General features: G+C 62.3%; 23 protein-coding genes. 4 read left to right on the top strand and 19 right to left on the bottom strand.

Going from position 1 to position 21346, the window contains the following annotated elements; translation table 11 throughout:
• Window positions 1-143 precede the first annotated feature (143 nt).
• Window positions 144-1430 carry a tyrosine--tRNA ligase gene (tyrS, locus tag ACH2EI_RS15840; protein ID WP_395153926.1) on the bottom strand — a complete coding sequence of 429 codons (1287 nt, stop codon included), beginning with the start codon at window positions 1428-1430 and terminating at the stop codon, window positions 144-146.
• 25 nt (window positions 1431-1455) lie between these two features.
• Between tyrS and ACH2EI_RS15845 the strand changes: the two genes are divergently transcribed.
• Entirely contained in the window at window positions 1456-2553 is a 1098-nt protein-coding gene (locus ACH2EI_RS15845; RefSeq protein WP_395153927.1) for a DUF2332 domain-containing protein, read from the top strand.
• 2 nt (window positions 2554-2555) lie between these two features.
• Here the strand turns inward: ACH2EI_RS15845 and ACH2EI_RS15850 are convergent, their stop codons facing one another.
• The 7 genes from ACH2EI_RS15850 to argC all read right to left on the bottom strand — a co-directional run bounded on the left by ACH2EI_RS15850 (window position 2556) and on the right by argC (window position 9679).
• Complete coding sequence (locus ACH2EI_RS15850) at window positions 2556-3464, bottom strand: SDR family NAD(P)-dependent oxidoreductase (protein WP_395153948.1); 909 nt, start codon at window positions 3462-3464, stop codon at window positions 2556-2558.
• 190 nt (window positions 3465-3654) lie between these two features.
• Window positions 3655-5115, bottom strand: coding sequence for an argininosuccinate lyase (gene argH / locus ACH2EI_RS15855; protein ID WP_395153928.1), 1461 nt, complete (start codon window positions 5113-5115; stop codon window positions 3655-3657).
• Between the two features lie 29 nt (window positions 5116-5144).
• Window positions 5145-5609, bottom strand: coding sequence for an arginine repressor (argR, locus tag ACH2EI_RS15860; RefSeq protein ID WP_395153929.1), 465 nt, complete (start codon window positions 5607-5609; stop codon window positions 5145-5147).
• The gene (gene argF, locus ACH2EI_RS15865; RefSeq protein WP_395153930.1) at window positions 5606-6511 is read right to left on the bottom strand and encodes an ornithine carbamoyltransferase; all 906 of its coding nucleotides are present in this window, start codon (window positions 6509-6511) and stop codon (window positions 5606-5608) included. Before argF ends, argR begins: the two co-directional genes overlap by 4 nt.
• Entirely contained in the window at window positions 6508-7710 is a 1203-nt protein-coding gene (locus ACH2EI_RS15870) for an aspartate aminotransferase family protein (RefSeq protein WP_395153931.1), read from the bottom strand. The genes argF and ACH2EI_RS15870 overlap by 4 nt, the downstream gene beginning before the upstream one ends.
• Window positions 7707-8639, bottom strand: coding sequence for an acetylglutamate kinase (gene argB / locus ACH2EI_RS15875; protein WP_395153949.1), 933 nt, complete (start codon window positions 8637-8639; stop codon window positions 7707-7709). Before argB ends, ACH2EI_RS15870 begins: the two co-directional genes overlap by 4 nt.
• A gap of 14 nt (window positions 8640-8653) precedes the next feature.
• Window positions 8654-9679: an N-acetyl-gamma-glutamyl-phosphate reductase gene (gene argC / locus ACH2EI_RS15880; protein WP_395153932.1), complete on the bottom strand. Its 1026-nt coding sequence runs from the start codon at window positions 9677-9679 to the stop codon at window positions 8654-8656.
• 128 nt (window positions 9680-9807) lie between these two features.
• Between argC and ACH2EI_RS15885 the strand changes: the two genes are divergently transcribed.
• Both ACH2EI_RS15885 and ACH2EI_RS15890 read left to right on the top strand, forming a co-directional pair.
• Entirely contained in the window at window positions 9808-10374 is a 567-nt protein-coding gene (locus ACH2EI_RS15885) for a YqgE/AlgH family protein (protein ID WP_395160753.1), read from the top strand.
• Between the two features lie 184 nt (window positions 10375-10558).
• Window positions 10559-11746, top strand: coding sequence for a hypothetical protein (locus ACH2EI_RS15890; RefSeq protein WP_395153934.1), 1188 nt, complete (start codon window positions 10559-10561; stop codon window positions 11744-11746).
• A gap of 116 nt (window positions 11747-11862) precedes the next feature.
• Here the strand turns inward: ACH2EI_RS15890 and ACH2EI_RS15895 are convergent, their stop codons facing one another.
• The 8 genes from ACH2EI_RS15895 to infC form a co-directional block, all read right to left on the bottom strand.
• A complete protein-coding gene (locus ACH2EI_RS15895; protein WP_395153935.1) occupies window positions 11863-12654 on the bottom strand; it encodes a methyltransferase domain-containing protein in 792 nt (263 codons plus the stop codon).
• 216 nt (window positions 12655-12870) lie between these two features.
• Window positions 12871-13263: an ACT domain-containing protein gene (locus ACH2EI_RS15900; protein WP_395153936.1), complete on the bottom strand. Its 393-nt coding sequence runs from the start codon at window positions 13261-13263 to the stop codon at window positions 12871-12873.
• A 29-nt stretch (window positions 13264-13292) separates the two neighbouring features.
• Complete coding sequence (gene pheT, locus ACH2EI_RS15905) at window positions 13293-15659, bottom strand: phenylalanine--tRNA ligase subunit beta (protein ID WP_395153937.1); 2367 nt, start codon at window positions 15657-15659, stop codon at window positions 13293-13295.
• A gap of 15 nt (window positions 15660-15674) precedes the next feature.
• Complete coding sequence (gene pheS / locus ACH2EI_RS15910; RefSeq protein WP_395160773.1) at window positions 15675-16685, bottom strand: phenylalanine--tRNA ligase subunit alpha; 1011 nt, start codon at window positions 16683-16685, stop codon at window positions 15675-15677.
• 242 nt (window positions 16686-16927) lie between these two features.
• Window positions 16928-17704 (bottom strand): TrmH family RNA methyltransferase, encoded by a 777-nt coding sequence (locus ACH2EI_RS15915; RefSeq protein ID WP_395153938.1) that lies wholly within the window; start codon window positions 17702-17704, stop codon window positions 16928-16930.
• 20 nt (window positions 17705-17724) lie between these two features.
• Window positions 17725-18078 (bottom strand): 50S ribosomal protein L20, encoded by a 354-nt coding sequence (gene rplT / locus ACH2EI_RS15920; RefSeq protein ID WP_395153939.1) that lies wholly within the window; start codon window positions 18076-18078, stop codon window positions 17725-17727.
• Window positions 18079-18094: 16 nt separating this feature from the next.
• Window positions 18095-18292 (bottom strand): 50S ribosomal protein L35, encoded by a 198-nt coding sequence (gene rpmI, locus ACH2EI_RS15925; RefSeq protein WP_395153940.1) that lies wholly within the window; start codon window positions 18290-18292, stop codon window positions 18095-18097.
• A 14-nt stretch (window positions 18293-18306) separates the two neighbouring features.
• Window positions 18307-19179 carry a translation initiation factor IF-3 gene (gene infC, locus ACH2EI_RS15930; protein WP_395160755.1) on the bottom strand — a complete coding sequence of 291 codons (873 nt, stop codon included), beginning with the start codon at window positions 19177-19179 and terminating at the stop codon, window positions 18307-18309.
• Window positions 19180-19376: 197 nt separating this feature from the next.
• On the opposite strand from infC, the gene ACH2EI_RS15935 reads away from it, so the two are divergent.
• Complete coding sequence (locus ACH2EI_RS15935) at window positions 19377-19826, top strand: hypothetical protein (protein WP_395153942.1); 450 nt, start codon at window positions 19377-19379, stop codon at window positions 19824-19826.
• A 36-nt stretch (window positions 19827-19862) separates the two neighbouring features.
• Here the strand turns inward: ACH2EI_RS15935 and ACH2EI_RS15940 are convergent, their stop codons facing one another.
• Genes ACH2EI_RS15940 through hisG form a run of 3 tightly spaced genes read right to left on the bottom strand, consistent with a single transcriptional unit; the run spans window position 19863 to window position 21324 of the window.
• A complete protein-coding gene (locus ACH2EI_RS15940; protein WP_395153943.1) occupies window positions 19863-20192 on the bottom strand; it encodes an MGMT family protein in 330 nt (109 codons plus the stop codon).
• Entirely contained in the window at window positions 20189-20431 is a 243-nt protein-coding gene (locus tag ACH2EI_RS15945) for a cold-shock protein (RefSeq protein ID WP_395153944.1), read from the bottom strand. The genes ACH2EI_RS15940 and ACH2EI_RS15945 overlap by 4 nt, the downstream gene beginning before the upstream one ends.
• Window positions 20432-20451: 20 nt before the next feature.
• Window positions 20452-21324, bottom strand: a complete 873-nt coding sequence (hisG, locus tag ACH2EI_RS15950; RefSeq protein ID WP_395153945.1) for an ATP phosphoribosyltransferase — start codon at window positions 21322-21324, stop codon at window positions 20452-20454.
• Window positions 21325-21346 lie beyond the last annotated feature (22 nt).

Here is a 21346-nt window from a genome sequence, read left to right on the forward strand (position 1 = left end):
AAGGAGCAAAAAGCTCTGCGCACATGCCTTGACCTGGACTTTCACCAGATCATTGGCCTCGGTGCTTCGTTCTTCCGGCGGCTACTGCCTCCGTGGAGCGAAGAACCAAGCTATAACCATCGAGGGGTTCGCACAACCTCGCCTTAAAGAACTTGTTCGACGAGGTGGTGCGACTTCTTACCCTTGCGCATCAACAGGTACTTCCCATGGACGAGTTTGTGCTCGCTGAGCTGGGCTTTTTCATCCAACTGCACGCCATTCGCGTAGTACGACTTCTGGGTCAAGTTGCGACGGGCGTCACCATGTGATGTCGCAAGATTCATCGCAACCAGCGCACTGGGAGCTTCGGTAAGTTCCATCGCTGTCATTTGACTGAATGGAATCTCCGCTGCCAGCGTTTCGAACGCTGCCTCCGACGCCGCACCCGGATCCTTTGAGAACAGCAAATCGGCAGCCTCTGCAGCGGCCGCGGCGGCAGCGGCACCATGAATCAGCGTCACCATGTCGTCGGCCAACGCCTTCTGCGCCAATCGGAGCTGCGGAGCCTCAACATGGGCAGCTGCAAGGTCCTTGATCTCAGCGACCGGGCGCAGCGAGAACGTCAGGAGCTGGGTCTCCACATCAGCGTCGGCGATCTGCATGAAGTACTGGCGGAGTTGGTAAGGACTGGTCTTGGCCGCATCAAGCCAAACCCGGGCCCCAGTGGTCTTGCCGAGCTTGGTCCCATCAGATGCAGTGAGCAACGGCCACGAGAAGGCGTGCACGTGCACTTGGCGCTTGCGGCGGATCAGGTCGACACCAGAGATGATGTTGCCCCACTGATCAGACCCACCAATCTGAATGGAGCAGCTGAGGTTGTCGTGTAACCAGAGGTAATCGTTGGCCTGGAGCAGCATGTAGCTGAACTCAGTGAACGAGATCCCGTGCTCGGAGTTCATCCGGACCTTGATGCTCTCACGGGCGAGCATCTGGTTGACCGTCACGTGTTTACCGACGTCACGGAGAAATTCGAGCACACCAATCTCGCGAGTCCAGTCACGATTGTCGACCAGCACACCTCGCTGTTCGTCGGTCAGATCGACCACTCGGCCAAGTTGCTCCTTGATTTTGCTCACGTTGAAGCTGAGCGTGTCCTCGTCGAGCAGGTTGCGCTCTTCGGAACGGCCTCCGGGATCACCCACCATTCCTGTCGCCCCACCGGCAAGTGCAATGGCTCGATGGCCCGCGTCTTGAAAGCGACGCAGTACGACCAGGCCGATCAGGTTTCCGACATGGAGGCTGTCCGCTGTCGGATCGCAGCCGTAGTAGACCCCGACGCGCCCTTCGGCGACCGCGGCCCGTAGGAACTCACGGTCGGTCGAATCGTGGATGAGGTTGCGAGCTTCGAGGTCTGCGATCAGGTCACCGTCGACAAGGTGTAAAGAAGACATATATCTTCGACGTTACTCTCGGGTGATGCGCGACCCGTGGGACGAATCCGAACTGGCCCGACGGTTCAGAGAGACATCGGCAACCATGAAACCTCGTGCGCCTCTCTACGCGGCCCTCGGTGCTGGCATCGCTCGAGATCCTGCCCTCCACGGTTTACTGCTTCATGCCCCGCCCGAGCAACGACTCCCCGTCCTGCTCTTCGCGGCGGTACACGACCTGCTCCTGGCCGACCCGTCGCACCCGCTTGCCCTGTGGTACCCGAACCTGACCGACCACCATCGTGACCCCCGCGACTCCGCGTTGCTTGTGACATTCACCTCATTCGTGGACGCTCACGCTCCAGCGATCATGGCGACACTGTCGAGCCGCTCGGTGCAGACCAACGAAGTTGGTCGGACGGGGCTGCTGTTGCCTGCACTGGACCTCGTCGCCAGCGAGTTCGGTGAACTCGTGCTCCTCGACGTCGGAACCAGTGCCGGACTCACCCTCCTCCTCGACCGATACCACTTCACGTATTGGAGCGAAGGCGAGAAGGTCGCCGACATCGGTCCTCCATCGAGCGTCGAGATCGCCGTCGACGTTCGGGGGACTGGGCCGATCCCTGTGACGATCCCCACAATTGCCACACGGTGCGGAATCGATCTGCATCCCATCGACGTCACGGACCCCAGCGCTGCCCGCTGGCTCGAAGCCTGCGTGTGGCCCGACCAGGCCGCACGGTTTCAGCGGCTTCGCTCTGCGCTCGCCATCGCCGCAACGTCGCCGCCCGAAATCCTCGCCGGCGAGGCGGTTGCATCCGTCCGGCCAGCACTAGAGCGCCTCGCACAGCGCGGCCACCCCGTTGTCACCAACTCCTGGGCGCTCAACTACCTCCCGGTCGAACAGCAGCGTGCGTACGTCACCGAACTCGACCGGTTCGGATCCGATCACGACATGTCATGGGTGTTCGCTGAGTCACCGGCCCTCACCCCCGGCCTGCCCTGGAAGGCCGAGATCGACGACCCAAACCTGACCGTGCTCTCCATGGCGACGTGGCGTCAGGGCAAACGAACACAGCGCCATTTGGCAACAGCGCATCCTCACGGATACTGGTTGCACTGGACGCCCGGCGCAGCAGACTGAACTCAGTCGATTGCGGCCTCGAGCGCGTCTCGGGCCTCGTTCAGGTTGCGGAACAGGATTTCCGAAATCACGCCGTCATAGGCGGCCTCCGGATCGGCTCGCACCGCACTGTCAAGTGCATACGCGTCGTCACCAACGAGGATGCGCCAGCGTTCAGCAAGCACATCGGTGAGGATGACCGTTGTTGCATCGGCGGCGGTCATCGGGGCGTTCTCTTGGAACATCTGGTCGGCCAGCGACATCAGCTCTTTTTCTTCAGCACTGAGCGAGCGGGACCCGAAGTTCATTGAGTTCTGGACGATCGACGTGCCGATGTGACCGGGCATGACCACCGAGACAAGCACGTGCGGCGCGTTGACCTGCATGTCGGTGATCAGCGCTTCGGTGAAGCCCTTGACGGCGAACTTCGCTGCCGAGTAGGCCGTGTGTGGCCGGTCAGGGCCGATCGACGCCCAGAAGCCATTAACGCTGGACGTGTTGACGATGTGGCCCTCGTCGGACTTGATCAGCGCGGGAAGGAACGCCAGAACACCCCAACGGACACCGTTGAAGCAGATGTCGAAGCAACGGTCCCAGGACTCGCGGCTGTCGGTCACCACGCTGCCGCCACCGCTGAGGCCGGCATTGTTAAACAACAGGTTGATGTGCTCGGTGTCGTGCGCTGCGAGGACCTCGTCGCGAAAGACATACATGGCCGCTTCGTCACTGACATCACAGACGTGCGTACTGATCCTGATGTCTGACGCCGGGGCTGCGGCTCGGGCGAGTGTCGCCGTTTCCTGCATCCGCTCGTCAGACAAGTCACACGTAGAGACGTGGGCACCGGCGGCTGCAAGTTGCACGACAAGCTCACGCCCCATCCCGGTGCCTCCACCAGTGACAACAGCGATCTTTCCAGCGAAGCTCTTCACTGACGTCAACGTAGTTCGTGTGCTCATTCCGTCAGGAAGCGGAGGCTTCGTGAAAGTGGCTCGCCACAAAATCACGGATGACCATCTTGACGTCGTGACCAATCGCGGAGACGCGTGCAACTGACCGACGATGGGCGCTTCGTTTTGAAAATGCTCTGTCGATCCACGCACGCACGATCGAAACGTTGCCTCAGTTGACTCCGGTAACTCCGGTGAGGGAGCGAATTTCGATCATCTCGTTCTCAAGCATCGTTCGGTAGGAACCGACTTGTTCCTCACGAGCAGCCGGCCCGGCAGCTCCTCGGGATGTTCGCATCTTGACCCCGACTCCGGGCGCCACAAGCGCAGCCCCATCCTCTCCGAGAAGTGGGTCGGCGCGCACCAGGTCAGCCAAGCTGCCCTCGCCCGCAATGCACGCCTGGACATGCGCTCCGACAACAGCGTGAGCTTCACGAAATGGCATGCCGCCGCGGACGAGGAACTCGGCAAGGTCGGTTGCCGCCATCGTCTCTTCATCGGCTGCGGCCTGCATCACATCGACGTTGAACGTCGCAGTGGCGATCATGCCGGTGAGCGCAGCGACAGCCAATGTCACTTGCTCGACCGAATCGAACAACGGCTCCTTGTCTTCCTGGAGATCCCTGTTGTACGCCATCGGCAGACCCTTCAAGGTGGCGAGCAGGCCCGTCAGGTTGCCGATCAAACGGCCACTCTTGCCTCGGGCCAATTCGGCGATGTCGGGATTTTTCTTCTGCGGCAACATCGACGAACCGGTCGCGTAGCCGTCGTCGAGCTTGACGAACCCGAATTCACCGGAGGTCCACAGCACCCACTCCTCGCCGATTCGCGAGAGATGGATACCAATCAGAGCGAGGTCGAACACGGCTTCGGCAACGAAGTCACGGTCGCTCACGGCATCGAGGCTGTTGTCGAACGCCTTAGCGAAACCGAGATCGGCCGCAGTGCCCACCGGATCGATAGGCAACGATGAGCCAGCGAGTGCACCTGCACCCAACGGTGACACGTCGAGACGGTGCAGCGTGTCGATCAATCGGCTCACGTCACGGCCAAGGGCCCAGCCATGGGCCATCAGATGATGCGAGAGGAGCACGGGCTGTGCCCGCTGCAGATGGGTGTACCCGGGAAGGTATGTGTCACCCGCTCCGAGAGCCTGCTCGAGGAGGGCCTCTTGCATCTCGACGAGACGAATCGCGACGTCTTTGAGTTCCCGCTTGCACCACAACCGAAGGTCAGTGGCGACCTGATCGTTGCGACTGCGCGCGGTGTGTAGTTTGCCGCCCGCAGGACCGGCGATCTCGGTGACCCGACGCTCGATGGCGGTGTGGATGTCTTCGTCGCTGGCAACAAACTCGAACGTAGCCGACTCCATTTCGACAGCGACCTGATCGAGTGCCGACAAGATGTCGTTGCGTTCGTCTTCAGTCAGCAGCCCGACGCGCGCGAGGCCGCGGACATGGGCTTTCGAGCCTGCAATGTCGTCGCGCCACATCCGCTGGTCGTAGGACAGGCTGACCGTGTAGGCCATGAGCGACTCGCTTGGCCCGCCGGTGAAACGGCCGTGCCAGAGGGTCTTGGCCTTTGCCGGCAGTTCGCCGTCACGCGCAAATTTGTGTTCATCATCGAGATCCATACGTGTCTTTTCGTGTGTTCGGCGAGCCGTCAGTCGAGGCCAGCGAGGTCTTTCAGGTCATTGCAGAGTTGGGTGCCGTCTGGGATTGCGGAAATGCACATCAGCGTGTCGTCGCCAGCGACGGTGCCGAGCAGCCCTTCGATCCGGCTGCGATCGAGGGCCGATGCAACCACGTGAGCGCAGCCCGGTGGTGTGCGTAGGACAACAATGTTGCCCGAGACGGCGACATCGGCCACCCACTCCCCCATGACCCGGCGGACATGTTCGACCGGAGCGAGCCGGTCGGGTGCGAATTCGGGGATGGCGTACAGCGTGTTGCCACCTGGCACGCGCACCTTGACGGCGCCGATGTCTTCGAGATCGCGTGACACAGTTGCCTGCGTGGCTTCAATGCCTTCGCCGGCCAGCAGTTCGAGAAGCTCGGGCTGGCTGCTGACCTCGTGGTCGCCGACCAATCGGGCGATCAGCGTTTGGCGTTGGACTTTCGTGGTCATGCGTTGTCTCCCAGGAGAAAGGCGAGGGCGCCGCGAGCGGCATGCATCCGGTTGTGGCCCTGCTGAAACACGACTGAGCGGGGCCCGTCGATCACGTCGGCCGACACTTCGAAACCGCGATAGGCGGGCAGGCAGTGCATGAAGATCGAGTTGGTTCCCGCGGCAGCCATCATCGTGTCATCGACCGTGAAGCCTTCGAACTTTTGGAGCTTCTCGGCCTTGTCGGCTTCTTCGCCCATCGAGACCCAGGTGTCGGTGTGGACTGCGTCGGCTCCAACGACCATGTCGATCGGGCGGTTCCCCTGCTCGACTGATGCCGCCCCGAGGAGAAGAATCCGTTCGAGCTCGGCTTCGTCAGCTTCGAAGCCGGGTGGGGATGCGAGATGAACGTGCATCCCGAGGAGCGCCGAAATCTCGGCCAGCGAGCGAGCGACATTGTTGTAGTCGCCGACGAACGCGACAGTCTTTTCCGCGAGGTCACCGAGGTTTTGGCGCATCGTGAGCGCATCAGCAAACGCCTGCAGCGGATGCGAATGGTCGCTCAACATGTTGACGACCGGCACGCTCGAAACGGCAGCAAGCCGGGTGACGGTGCTGTGGTCGAAGACTCGTGCTGCGATAAGGGAATGGAAGCCCTCCATGATCCGGGCCACGTCTTCGACAGGCTCACGGATGTCGAACCCAATTTCTTCACCACGCGTAAACACGGGATGCCCACCGAGTTGGACCACGGCCATCTCCATGGAGTGACGGGTACGTGCCGAGGGCTTCTCAAAAATCAGTGCCGCTCCCTTGCCGGCGAGCGGTTGGCGAAGATCGCTGATCGGTGTCTCGGCCAGATCGAGGATCGCGTTGATCTCGGTGGCGCTGAAGTCGACGACGTCGATCAGGTGCCGGGTCATGACGCGCCCATTTGGGTCAGGAGAGCGGTGTCGATCAAGGCAACAGCCTCGTCGACTTCTGCGGCACTCACGGTCAGCGGCGGGATGAGCCGGATGGTGGAGGGGTTCACTGCGTTCACAATGAGCCCCGCGTCGAGGAGATCGGTGTACGCCACTCGGGCGTCAAGCCCATCAACCAACTCGACACCGAGCATGAGTCCGAAACCGCGGACGCCGACCACACCATCGAGGGCCAGCAGGCTGGTGGTGAGCCGCGCCCCGGTCGTGGTGGCGAGTGTCGGAGCATCAAGCCGGCGCATCTCGTCGATCGTCGCGTTGACGGCGGCCGTGGCGATGGCCGTGCCGGAATAGGTGCTGCCATGGTCGCCCGGCTGGAACACCGCCGCCACCTCGGTGCGCGCCCAGCACGCTCCGACCGGCATACCGTTGCCCATTGCTTTGGCCAGAGTGACGACATCGGGCCGTACACCGGAGTGCTCAAAGCCGAACCACTTGCCGGTCCGGGCAAAACCGGTCTGGATCTCATCGATCATCAGCAGCGCGCCGGTCTCGTCACAGATCTGGCGGATGCCCTGCAAGTATTCGGTCGTTGCCGGGTTGACACCGCCTTCGCCCTGCACCGATTCGATCAGCACGGCAGCAACGGTTCCGTCGACTGCGGCGCGCATCGCATCAAGATCGTCCCAGGCAACGTGCTTGAAACCTTCGGGCATCGGGTGGAACGGCTCGTGCTTGGCCGGCTGGCCGGTCGCGGCGAGCGACGCCAGCGTGCGACCGTGGAAGCTACCGAAGGCGCTGACAACAGTGTGGCGACCTCGGCCGCCGTGCTTGCGGGCCAACTTGATGGCGCATTCGTTCGACTCGGCCCCAGAGTTCGTGAAGAACAGCTGCCCGTCGTCGCCGGTTGCTTCGCGCAAGAGGGCGTTGACCTTGAGCGCTGCCTCGGTCGCAGTCGAGTTGGCGAAGAAGTTGGACACGTGCAGTAGTTGGTCGGCCTGCTTCGAGATCGCTGCGGCAACCACCGGGTTGGCGTGGCCAAGTGACGTCACGGCGATCCCGGCCAGGAAGTCGAGGTAGCGCTTGCCGTCGGTGTCCCACAGCTCGGTTCCACTCCCCCGTTCGAACATGATCGCTGGCGGGCCGAACACCGGCATGAACGGACACGTCTGCTCCGTTTGTGTGTCAAAGTTGTGGCTCATTGGTCCGCTCCTGCACGGGTCATCCCTGCTTGTGTGTTCGCTGCGTATGTGTTCCCTGCCGGTGTGGCCCCTGCGTGCGTAATCATGGTGCCGATGCCGGCGTCGGTGAACAGTTCAAGCAGCAGGACATGCGCCACCCGGCCATCGAGGATATGGCCGCCGTTGACGCCGTTACGGACGGCATGTGTACAGCTCGAAATCTTCGGGATCATGCCCCCGGCGATGGTGCCGTCATCGACAAGGGAATCGAGTTCGTCGGCGGTGGTCTGGCGGATCAGCGTCGCGGCGTCGTTCACGTCGCGGCGCAAGCCTTCGATATCGGTCAAGTAGATCAGCTTCTCGGCGTCAAGCGCTTCGGCGATCGCGCCTGCTGCGGTGTCGGCATTGATGTTGTACGCCTGACCGGCTTCATCGCAGCCGATCGTTGCAATCACCGGAATGAACTCATTGTCGAGCAAGCCGTTGATCACCTCAGGATTGATGGCGGTGACGTCGCCGACGAAGCCGAGTTCGGGGCTTCGGGCATGCGCCCGGATCAAGCCGCCGTCGACACCGCTGACGCCGACGGCGTAGTTGCCGTGCACGTTGATCGCCGCCACGAGTTGCGGGTTAACCTGACCTTTGAGCACCATGCGGGCGATCTCGACGGTTTCGGCGTCGGTGACGCGCAGCCCGTTGACAAACTCGGGTTCTTTGCCAAGCCGCTTCATCAGCGCAGAGATTTGTGGGCCACCGCCGTGGACGACCACCGGCCGCATGCCGACGAGGCGCATCATCACGATGTCTTCTGCGAACAACGCCAACGGATCGTGACCCGACGTACCCGCAAGCGCGTTGCCGCCGTACTTGACAACGACGGTCTTGCCAGCGAAACGCCGAATATACGGCAGTGCCTCGGCGAGCATCTCAGCCTTCAACGAGGCCGACATGTCATTGAGTGCGCTCACGGTGCGATCCCGACGGTGGTCAAGCCAGCGGCTTCGTCGATACCCAACGCCACGTTCGCAGCCTGGACGGCTCCGCCCGATGCACCCTTGGTCAGATTGTCGATCGCACACATTGCGACGACCGTGCCGGTCCGCGCGTCGTATCGCGCCGACACGTGAGCAGCATTGGAGCCAAGGACCGACTTCGTTTCGGGCGGCCGATCAATCACACTGACAAACGGCTCGTTGACATAGAAGTCGGTCAGCGCCGCCATCACGGCCTCGGCTGACGCCGCGCCGGTGGCCGGAGCAGTACAAGTAGCCAGAATGCCGCGGTTCATCGGCACGTGATGCGGCGTGAACAGCACCTGTGCGCCGATCTCCTGCTCGATTTCAGGGGTGTGCCGGTGGTTGAGAAGCCCGTACGCCCGAGCGTTCGAATCGATACTCGTGAACATATTCACATCGGTCGGCGTGCGGCCAGCGCCGGTGATCCCCGTCAAGGAGTTCACGGTAAGACCAGAGGTGGCGATCAGCCCCGCATCGACGAGCGGCTTGAGTGCGAGCGCTGCAGCCGTGACGTGACAGCCGGGCGTGGCGATCAACTGCGCACCCTTGAGTCGCTCACGATGGAACTCTGGGAGGCCGTAGACAGCGTCGGCCAGCAACCCTGTTTGCGTGTGTTCGAAGCCGTAAAACTCTGGGTATTGGGCAGTGTCTCGAAGCCGATACGCCGCTGACAGGTCAACAATGCAGCCGACCTTGCCCACGAGTTGGGGGACGAGCTCCATCGATGCTTCGTGCGGGAGCCCGAGGAATACGAGATCGAGCCCCTCGGCTGCTGCTACGTCGAATGACTCGAAGACCAGGTCGGGATACGCCCCGACCAACGATGGGTACACGTCGGCCGCACGGCGACCAGCCATCGAGTCACCAGTCGCCAGGCGAATGTCGAAGTTCGGATGTTGTGCTGCCAGACGCAGCAGCTCGGCCCCGGTGTACCCGGATGCGCCGATGATGCCGACTGCAATCTGCTCACTCATTGCATGATCATACACATCAATGTATGAACATGCACGGATGGTCCGACGGAGCGCCCTTCGTCAGCCCTGCGGTAGTCGAGGCCAATACCGCGACGTGCATTTCACCCGCAAACGGGCAGACTGTAGAGGTGTTCGGTTTCACACCTGCAACCAAGGGCCGGTTGCTCGTCGCCACACCTCCGCTCGATGATCCAAACTTCGACCGAGCGGTGATCTACATCCTCGAGCACCACAATGATGGTGCCGTTGGCGTGGTCATCAACCGGCCAAGCGACGAAGCGCTTGACGAGCCGCTCGACCGCTGGATCGACCTCCAGACCGTCCCGTCGTCAATCTTTGATGGTGGCCCCGTCGAAGACAGCGCCTTGATCGCGCTGGCACATGCCAAGCAAGGTACGGGCGAGGACGAAAACCTCACCCCGATCGTCGGCGACATCGTGTCGGCCGACCTCACCGCGGATCCGGCCATCGTTGCCGCAGCAGTCGACCAGGTCCGCGTGTTCCGCGGTTACGCCGGCTGGGGTCCAGGACAACTCGAAGGCGAAATCGATGCCGGAGCCTGGCTGGTCCTCGACGCCGAGACCAGCGACGTGTTCAGCTCCGAACCCGATGAACTGTGGCGCAACGTGCTGCGCCGCCAGCCGGGCCGACTCGCCTGGCTCGCCAATGCACCGGACGACCTCAGCCTGAACTAACGCGACTGCTGGCATGGCGGACTCAGCGCGGTGCTCGCCATCGCGGCGATCGCGTTGTCTCGCGGGCAGGCTCCGAAGTTGTCACGATGATCGATGGTGAGAATCGGCCTATCCTGGCTACCAGAATATCGAACGCCCCGGGCCCTTCAATGACGAGTTTCTCGGTCGATGCGGAGCAAGCGACATGAACACAGAAATCGCATGGGTCGACCTGGAATCGTCGGTTCCCGACACTCGACGTCGGGCACCCCGTCGAGGTGGCCTGGTCGCATACGCGGCAGCAACAGCGGTCCTCGTTGCCCTCGTCGCTCTGTGGGCCTTCTCTGAGAGCGACACAGATTCAACCCCTGTCGACGACCCGAGCGGGGACTTCGTCGTCGACGCCATCAACTCCCTGCCCGCCGGCATTGCTGTCTACGCCGATATCGGCAACGACCTCCGGATTGCTGGTGTCGACCTCGACGCATTGGCCCGGTTGGCCGGAGTCGAACGCCCCGCAAAGTTCGTCGCCGCAGGCCCTTGGGCTGAGGTGGTAGGGCGCCAAGAAGCCGGGACAGTGCAGCGGTCCGATCTGTTCCAACGCGGTCTGGCCGACGCAGATGCGTTCATCGCCGAACTGTCGTTCTCGCCCCTCGATGTCACGAGCTACACCACAGTTGCCGTGGAGAACCACGCTGGTGCGCTCGACGTGTTCACGTTGATCAGCGGAGCCGACGGGGTCGGGGCTGCTGTTGGCGATGACAACTTCCTCCAGATCGGAGCGGGCGAACCAGGAGAGATCAACGTTGCGGACCGGACCTCTCTCCGTCCCCTCGGGCGGCCAATCATGGTCGAGTTCGATCCGGTAGCCGAGACCGTGGCGGTCGACAGTGGCCTCGGCTTCCTCTCAGCGGACCTGAATCGCTCCGCCGAATCGCGCCTGACCTCATCACCTGACCTTGCGGCAGTCGCCGAGCAACTCGATCGCATGCCAGGCCTCATCGGGTTCCAACTGACCCAGAGCGACTTTTCTATCGGCACCGTATTGCAGCAGGACGGCCAGGGAGTCGAACGGGTAAATCTGATTGACCGGCCATTCTCATCACTCGGTATTGGAAGGTCGGGTAGCGGACCATCCGCTCGCACGACATACGTATATTTGTTCAACGACGAAGCCGACGCTGCTGCTGCCCGACCGTCGGTCGACGCCTTGTTTGGCCCCAACAACGTCGTTCCGACACCGAGAGGCGGCACCGAGCAGGTGATGGGCAACTTCGTCACAGTCGTATCAATCGAAACCGCTGGCCGGACCGTTGTCGTCACCACTGCTGTTCCAGATGATCCGACTGAGCCGGTCAGGGTGCTGTTCCTGCCGGCCTTCTTCCACCGGTAACCGGTGATCGTCGCCGACCTCTCCTGTTCGACACATCGGCCAGCCGTCAACGCGTCGATGAGGGGCGAGAGTCGAAGCGAGTTCGGATTGCAAGGAACGCTGTACAGCGGACGTGTTCAGGCCGATCGGTTGGTTTCTGTTCGTTGAGCGAGGAAGGCGTAGCCGTACACCTCGAACGAGCGGGCGTTCGCTTCGCCGATGGCGTCGCCGAACGTGTCGACCGCGGGTCCAATGGTGACGCGTTCGAACCCGGAGTCTTCGAGCATCTGTTGCCAGCCCGCACGGGGCAGCCCTCCGGCGATTCAACCGGTCCATAGATCGACGTCGCGTACCGCCTCGATCGGGACGGGGCGGCCGTTGGCGATGTCGGCGAATTGCAGCGTTCCGCCGGGGCGCAGGACTCGGAAGATTTCGGCGAAGACCGCTTGCTTGTCGGCGCACAGGTTGATCACGCCGTTGGAGATGACCACGTCGGCCCATCCGTCATCGACGGGCATGCTCTCTGCGAGCCCTTCGCGGAACTCGACGTGATCGAACCCGAGATGTGCGGCCGTGGCGCCCGACTTGGTCAGCATTTCGGGTGTCATGTCGATACCGATAACTCGACCGGTCGGTCCGACGTACGTCGCCGCGATGAAGGAGTCAAACCCCGCGCCGGAACCGACGTCGACGACCTTGGCGCCTGCTTCGATGCGCCCCAGCGAGAACGGGTTGCCAACCCCGGCAAACGACTCCACGGCGCGATCCGGGAAGTCATCGAAGATTGCGTCGTCGTAGCCGAGTCGCTTTGCCAGCGGGCGGCCAGTGTGGAAGTGGTGTGGGCCGTGTGGATCGATCGCGACATCGCGATATTTCTCACGCACTTGTGTACGCAGCGTGTCCACATCGACAAGCAGTTCGTTCGACATGATTGCTCCCATCCCGGCGGGCGACGTCCCCACCAAATAGCCCCCGCTAGTACAACTACACCTTGAATATCGCGAAGGCAACACAAATTCCCACGTACGACTCACCTGCGGTCGTTCCTTCTGCGCTCTCTTCGGCACTTGGAATGAAGCCTTCGTCAGACATCGTGATGGCCCACCAAACTCGACAACGAGACCGTCAGTCGTGTTCCCGGCGCATCAGCCAGCGGTCAACACGTCAATCGCCAGCTGGGCCTTGTCGACTGGGACCAAAATGTGGTCATGGTGATAGCCGGCCAGCACGTTGCAGGGGATGTCATGCGCGCCGAGGGTGGCAGCGAACGCAGCGGTGAGCCCAACGGCTTCGAGGCTCGACTGCACCGTGAGTGACAGCCAGGCCAGTTCGATGTCGACCGGAAGGCCAGCGAGCTCGGCCGCCTCAACAGGCAGGATCAGCGTGATGGATTCGGCTTCGGCGACCATCCCGTGCGCTGCGGCCAAGAGCTCTGGCGTCGCAACGGCGACTGCTGCGTAGGTGAACACACCTGGGCGTCGCTCGACCTGCAGCGAGGCGAGCATTTTGTCGAGGTCGGTTTCACCAGGAACAGCCATAACGATCCTTTCGTCGAGTTGGAACCCGATCAGCTTCGGAGATCAGCGCCCAGCTTTGTCGCCGCCGCTTCGACGCCACGGCGAACGTCAGCGATGTCGGCATCGGTCAGCGTGCGATCGGCAGCCTGCAGTCGAAGCCGGTAAGCAAGCGAACGACGGCCGTCAGCGACGCCAGTGCCTCGGTAGACGTCGAACAACGACAGGTCGACGAGCAGCTTTCCGGCACCCTGACGGACTGCCTTCTCGAGCTTCTCTGCAGCGATGTCATCGTTCAGCGCGAACGCAAGGTCGAGGTCGCTGGAGGGCTGACGGCTTGTCTGTTTCCACTGCGCCGGCTTCGCCTGACGGTCGAGCAACTCATCGAGGTTGACCTCGAGGATGGCAACGCGTTCGGTGACATCGAACGCTACGAGCACCTCGGGGGCAACCTCGCCGACAGCCCCAAGCGGTGCCTTGCCGGCCTGCAGCGTCGCACTTCGCGTTGCATGCAGCCCCGCTGGGACCTTGCTCTGATCAACTCGGGCTCCAAAGCCCAGATTGGTGGTGAGCTCGCGCCATACAGCAACGGCTGCTGGAGCCTCACGACCCGCGAGTACCACCGTCAATGCCTCGTACTCGGCCGGCAGTTCGGATTCGCTCGGCGGGTAGACGTGCCCAATCTCGAACAAGCTGAGTCCCGTCTGGCGGTGACTCTCGTTGTAGGCGATGACTCCCAACAGACCGGGCCGCAGGGAGGTGCGCAGCACGCTCTCCTCTGCGACCAGTGGGTTTGTGATCGAGATCGCTTCCGCCGGCAGCCCCGCTTTGGCCAGTGCGCCCGGAGCGAGGAACGGGTTGGGCATTGCTTCAGAGATCCCGAGGCCGAGGAGCACCTCGCGAACGAGGCGGCGGCGCTGCTGCCGCTCGGTCAGCCCACCGTGAAGTACCGATTTCGGGACGCTCGAGCCGAGTTGGTCGTAGCCGTAGTGCTTGGCGATTTCTTCGACCACGTCGATCTCGGCAGTCGAGTCAAGCCGCCACGTCGGGAGCACGACGGTCCGGGTGTCACCCGCGCCGCTCACCGTGTAGCCGATCGGATCGAGCAGGCCGGGCAGGTCGGCGGCAACCAGCGTTGTTCCAAGCACGCGGTTGACGGCATCAACGCGAACCTCGACCGTCCGCTTGGCGGGCATCAGGTCACTCGATTGAGCATCTGCTCCTCCCGCATGGACAACAAGGTCAGGGCAGGTTTCGCTCAGTAGCTCGGCGAAACGCAGAACTGCCAGTGGCATGCCGTGCGGGTCGACGCCGCGTTCGAAGCGTGTCGACGCCTCAGAGCGGAGGTTGGTACGGGTCACCGTCTGGCCGATTCCGACCAAGCTGAACCATGCCATCTCAAGTGCGACAGTCGTCGTGCCATCGCTGATCTCGCTGTCGAGGCCGCCCATCACTCCGCCGACGCCGATTGGTATGTCGTTGGCGTCGCAGATGAGGAGGTCGGCTGCGCTAAACGCTCGCTCTTCGCCGTCGAGCGTCGTGAGGTGCTCACCGTCGCTCGCGAGGCGAATGCGGAAGCCCCCGCCGCCGAGCGTGTCGAGGTCATATGCATGATTCGGCTGGTTCAGCTCCAGCATCACGTAGTTGCTGACGTCGACGACGTTGCTGATCGAACGCATACCGGCTGCAGCGAGACGATTCGCCATCCACTCGGGTGACGGCTTCACTTCGACGCCGGACATGACGGTTGATGTGAATCGGGTACATCGATCGCCGTCGACGATCTCGACGGGCGTTGTGCGAAGGTCGCCAGTGATGGCGAAACCAGGAGTCGGTGGACGGAACTCAACGCCCATCTTGGCGGCGAGATCGCGAGCAATTCCGACGTAACCAAAGCAGTGCGGCAGGTTCCGCGTGACGTCGGCATCAATCACGACGTCAAGGCTGAGTCCGAGGGCCTCACCGTAGGGCTGACCCAACGGCGTCTCGGCGGGCAGCAGGCGGATGCCTGAGTGATCTTCGCCAAGCCCGAGTTCTTGCGCCGAGCACAGCATGCCTTCGGAGTCGATGCCGAGGATGCCGCGCCGCTCGATTTTCATACCGTTGGGCATGTGCGTGCCGAGCGTCGCCAGCGGGACGATGTCGCCTTCGGAGATGTTGTCGGCGCCGCACCACACGTGGCGCTCTTGGCCGTCACCGGCATCGACGTAGACGCGTTGCACCTTTGCCGCATCAGGATGGCCTTCGAGCCGGTTGATACGTGCAGCGACAACGCCTTCGACGGTCTCGCCGATGACGGCGGCCGATTCGACCTCGAGGCCGAGGGATGTCAGCGCATCGGCCACGCGCTGGACCGCAGCAGCATCGGTCGGATCACCGAAGTCGCCGTAATCGTTGAGCCAAGACAGAAGAATCTTCATCAGAACTGCACTTCCCTAGAATTGTTCGACGAATCGCTTGTCGTCGGCGTACATGTCACGCAAGTCGCCCACGCCGTGACGTTCCTTCGCCATCCGGTCGATACCGAAGCCGAACGCGAAGCCGCTCCACTCCTCGGGATCCAGGTTGCAGGCACGCAGCACGTTCGGGTGCACCATGCCGCTGCCGCCCAGTTCGATCCAGCTGCCGTCGGGCCGCTGGATGTCGAACTCGGCTGATGGCTCGGTGAAGGGGAAGTAGCTCGGGCGAAGCCGCGAGTTGAATCCCGGCCCGAAGTAGGCCTTGGTGAACGCGTCGATCGTGCCGGCCAGGTCGGCCATCGTGATGTTGCGATCGATGACGAGGCCTTCGATCTGGTGGAACACGGGCATGTGCGTGGCGTCGGGTGTGTCGCGACGGAACACGCGGCCGGGCGCAACGATGTAAATCGGCGGCTCCTCGGCAAGCATCGTGCGGATCTGTACCGGTGATGTGTGGGTGCGCAACACCGTGGTGCCGGATTCGCCGCCCGGGGGCACGTGGTCGACAAAGAGCGTGTCCCATTCGCCGCGGGCCGGGTGGCCGATCGGCATGTTGAGCGCTTCGAAGTTGTGCCAGTCGGTTTCAATTTCGGGTCCTTCAGCCACCGTGAAACCGAGACCCACGAAGACGTCTTCGAGGCGCTCCCATGCCTGGGTCACGAGGTGCGCGTGCCCCCTGGTGGGTGCGGTGAAGTACTCGGTGAGGTCCAAACGTTCGTCCTCGACCTGCGCGTCGAGCGCTGCAGATTCGAGCGTTGAGCGCCGTTCGCTGAGCGCGGCGTCGACGGCGTTCATCGCGTCGTTCACCGCAGCGCCTGCGGCCTTCTTCTCGTCGATCGTGTCGAGGCCGCCAAGTCGCTTCTTGAGGCCGACAAGCTCGCCCTTCTTGCCGGCGTACTGGGCCGCGAGGGCGACGATCTCATCGACGGTTGTGGCCGCGTCGATATCGGCCAGTGCTGCGTCTTTGGCAGCAGTGATGTCTGTGATCACAGGGGTTCCTTTCAGGTCATCCGGAGTACGTGTCAGTCCCCGGATGAGGCAGAAACGTAGGCAGGAGCGATTCCGTGCTTGTCACGTCCCCGGTCACCCGGGGAACAGAAATCGCTGCGACTGCAGTTTCACGCCTCGTATCGTAGCCCCCGCTGCCCACAGATCACCGGACCCACAGATCACCAGAGCGGTGAGCCGCCAACCGGCTCAGCCGGCACGATGCTCACCGCTCGGCCAGATCAGTTGCGTTGGCGAGCTGCTTCGAAGACAAGGACCGTCGTGGCCATCGCGACGTTGAGTGATTCGGTGCGACCCCGGTGCGGAATCGTCACCCACTCACGGATCGGGCCATTCGCATCATCCCAGTATTCGGGAAGGCCTGCAGCTTCGTTGCCCATGACAATCGCCACCCGGCCGGTGAAGTCGACATCGGTGTGCGGCCGCACGGTGCGCCCGTCGGCGCTGTGACTACTCGTACCGACCAAGCGGAGCCCCGCCGCTGCGACCTCGTCGAGTTCGGCGACGACGAACGGGACGTGGAAGAGTGCGCCTGCCGCGGCCCGAACCACCTTCGAGTTGTACGGGTCGACCCCGCCGGCGGTGAGCACGACCAGGTCGGCACCGGCTGCTTCGGCTGAACGAAGAATCGTTCCGAGGTTGCCAGGGTCACTGATCCGATCGAGCGCAACAACAAACGACGCGGCCTGCAGACGCTCTGATACGTCACCGACTTCACGCATCTGAACGATTGCCAGCGGCGGCTGCGGGGCGTTCGTGGACGCCACTCGTTCGAGGACACCTGACGCCAGCTCGAAGATCGAACCCCCGCCTTCGATCGCAGTATCACTGTTCTCAGGGACGAACTGCGAATCACAGATCCATCCGGCACGAATCGCCTCCGCAACCAGGACCGGGCCTTCAACAACGAAGGAACCTTCCTCGTAACGCGAACTGCGGCGCCCCAGAAGGCGCCGCAGTTGCTGAACTCGTGAGTTCTTAAAATCAAGAGATGTCATACATCCCTTGGTCTAGTTGATCAGAGGGCAGCTTTCGCGCTCTCGACGAGCTTCGCAAACGCTGCGGGCTCGGTGACGGCGAGATCCGCGAGGATCTTGCGGTCGACTTCGATGTTCGCTGCGCTCAGCCCGGCAATGAACCGGCTGTAGCTCATGTCGTGCTGACGGGTCGCTGCGTTGATCCGCTGGATCCACAGACGACGCATCTCGCCCTTGCGGGCGCGACGGTCACGGAAGGCATAGTTGCCCGAACGCATGACCTGCTCGTTTGCCGACTTGAACGAACGGCTTTTATTGCCGTAATAGCCCTTGGCTTGCTTCAGTATCTTCTTGTGCCGCTTTTTCGACGCGACGCCACGTTTCACTCGTGCCATAGTCTTTTCCTTCTACTCAGCGCTTAGCCAGGAGGCGCTTGATCTTGCGGGCATCGCCCTTGTGGACATCGGCATCGCGGTCGAGGCGATGCTTGCGCGAGGACGATTTACCCTCGAACTTGTGCTGGTTGTTCTGCTGCTCGTGGCGCAGTTTGCCGGTGCCGGTTGTCTTGAACCGCTTTGCTGCGGTCTTCGATGTCTTCATCTTGGGCATCGAATGCTCCCTTACTATTGGGGGTCTTCTGTGTCGCCCGACTCGGCGGTGGCCGTGTCGGGTGCTTCTGCAGATTCGTCATCTGCATCAGCGTCCGGTGCGTCGGTAGACGTTTCGACTGCTGCAACTTCCGGTGCTTCAGCAGACATTTCGACTGCTGCAACTTCCGGTGCTTCAAGAGACGTTTCGACTGCTTCAACTTCGGGTGCTTCGGCAGGCGTTACGCCCACTTCGGCTGCGGCTGCGGCTGCGGCTTCTTTTCCGGCCTCCGCTGCTGCTTTCTTCATTACTTCTTGGGCTTGCTTGTCTGGGGACAGCACCATGGTCATGCTGCGGCCCTCGAAACGTGCCTGGGTGTCGACCTTTGCGGCCGCTCCCACGGATTCGAGCACTTGGTCGAGGATCTTCGAACCGAGTTCCGGGTGAGCCATCTCACGACCGCGAAACTGCAGCGTGATTTTGACCTTGTGGCCCTCTTCGATGAATCGGATGACGTTACGCGTCTTGGTGTCAAAGTCGCCCTTGCCGATTTTCGGCCGGTACTTCACTTCCTTCACCGTGACATTCGTAGACTTCTTCCGAGCCTCTTTGGCCTTTTGGCCTTCCTCGTACTTGAACTTCCCGTAGTCCATGATCCGACAGACGGGTGGGTTCGCACCGGGAGCGACTTCGACGAGGTCGAGGTCAAATCCACGGGCCATGCGCAGCGCGTCCGGAACCGGCTTAATACCAAGCTGGTCGCCGGTCGGTCCGATAAGACGGACTTCACGTGAGCGGATGCGATCGTTGATGCGGTGCTGTTCGCCGCGGGTGTCGTTTCGAGGTGCTATGAGACTGCTCTCCTGTGCAAATGGGCCTCCCCATGTGTCGTATATGATGGCGCTCAACGCGAAATGTCACGGAGCGGCCAAACACCGACACGAAGCCGGAAAGCACGGCAGATGCCGTGCAGCTCTGGCTTCGAGCAGATGGCTGGTTACAGCCGGGACCTGAACGCACGGTTGATGTTCCGAAGAACATGCGGTCGTGGCCAGGTGGGAGTTTCCCCCACTTCGCCTCAATTGTTGCTCTGTAGGGTATCTGCGTGACTGACGAAACCACCACGCCCGACCAGAACGCCGATTTTGGCGACATCAACGCAAACCTTGCAGAGGGCCTGGCCGGCTTCGGAGCCGACGATCAGACGAATGAGGGCGAGCCCGATCAAGCACCAATTGACGCCCTGGAAGAGGCTCAGCGTGCGATGGATGCCTCACGCGAGCGGCTCGCCTCCGTGCCAGCTGAAGTCGTCATCACCAACCATGTCATGGGCCTCTACGAACTCGCCGCCATTCACCTGTCCGCGACTCCCCCGGAACTCGCCCAATCGGCGCTGGCCATCGATGCTCTTGCCTGCCTGGTCGACGGCCTCGGCGACCGAATCGGCCCCGACGCGCCGACGATGCGCGATGCCCTCAATAACATTCGTCTCGCATTCGTCCAGATCAAAGGCGCTGCCGACGCAGATGCCGACGGTGGCCCCGACGCCGACTGAGGCTTGCAAGCTTGCCCACCAGGGTGTGACAGCGGCTCAGTGGTCCCGTGCGAATCGACCGATCGGCGCGCGGATCACGCGGCCGTTTCGGCAGACGACGTCTTCCTCGGCGAGGATCACAGCCTGCTCATTCGGATCGCTCGCCCGAAGGTGCCCTGTGGAGTTGACGACTCGCCACCACGGGATCTCCACATCGGTGTGACCGACGATCCGTCCAACGAGACGAGACATCTTCGGATAGCCGGCCACCTCAGCGACATCGCCATACGTGGTGACTTCGCCCACGTCAAGTGACAGCAGGACATCGATGATCCGGCGCTCGCGTTCGGTCGCATGTTCGGTGGCGCGGTCCGGATCCGTACTCACGGTGCGGCGGCCACCCGGATGTTCGCGGCCTCGTACCGGCCAAACTTCGCCAAGAGATCGAACGACACGCCGACGCCGACATCGATCGAACGGGTTCCGTCAGCGATCTCGATGACGTGAAATGCGTGCGACGAGCCATCACTGCTGATGATCAAGCCCAGCCCGACAGCACCATCGAACTCGCTCACGACGCCGACAAGCGTGCCGGTCGGTTTGTGGCTGCGGTCGAGTTCGGCCATGCGCTTCGGTCGGTCCCGAGCTACGGGACGATCTTGGAGATCTGCATCTCGACGAGGTCGGTTGCACCCGCCTCGCGAAGTGCCGGAATGACGAGGTTGACCGTCTTCTTTTCGACAACTGACTCAACGGCGAACCCGCCGCCGGACAGATCGTTGATCGTGGGCGACTTCATCGAGGGCAGCACAGCAAGAACAGCGTCTTTGTTTTCGGCGGTGACGTTCAGCTTCAGCATGACGCGCCCGCGGGCATCGAGCACGCCATTGAGGAGCGTCATGATCTGCTCCATGGCCTTGCGCTTCTCCGGGTCGGCGTATGCAGCTGGGTTGGCGACAACTTCGGTGTAGCTGGTCAGAATCACGTCGATCACTTTGAGGCCGGCAGCCTTGAGCGCACGACCGGTTTCGGTGATCTCGACCACGCAATCGGCGATATCGGGGATCTTTGCCTCGGTGGCACCGTACGACAGCCGAATGTTGGCGTCGACGCCGTTCGCCTCAAAATAGCGCCGAGTGGACTCGAGGTACTCGGTCTGTACGCGGACGCCGTTCGGTAGGTCCTTGACCGACTCAGCAGGTGAGTCGCCCGCCACGGCAACGACCATGCGGATCGGATTTGACGTGTTCTTCGAGTACTTCAGTTCACCGAGGCTCTCGACAACTGCGCCAGTCTCTTCGACCCAGTCGCGGCCGGTGATTCCGATGTCGAACAATCCTTCGGCCACGTAGGTGGGGATCTCTTGGGGCCGAAGAATCCGCACCGATTCGATTCGGGGATCGTCGATCGACGCCTGATAGTCGACGGACGACGATCGGTTGACGGGCAGGTCGGCGGCCTCGAAGAGTTCGAGTGTGGCCTTTTCGAGGGATCCCTTGGGAAGTACGACGCGAAGCACGCCGAGAGGTTACCGGCGGCGG

It is taken from the genome of Ilumatobacter sp. (assembly GCF_041688325.1).
Lineage (GTDB): Bacteria > Actinomycetota > Acidimicrobiia > Acidimicrobiales > Ilumatobacteraceae > Ilumatobacter_A.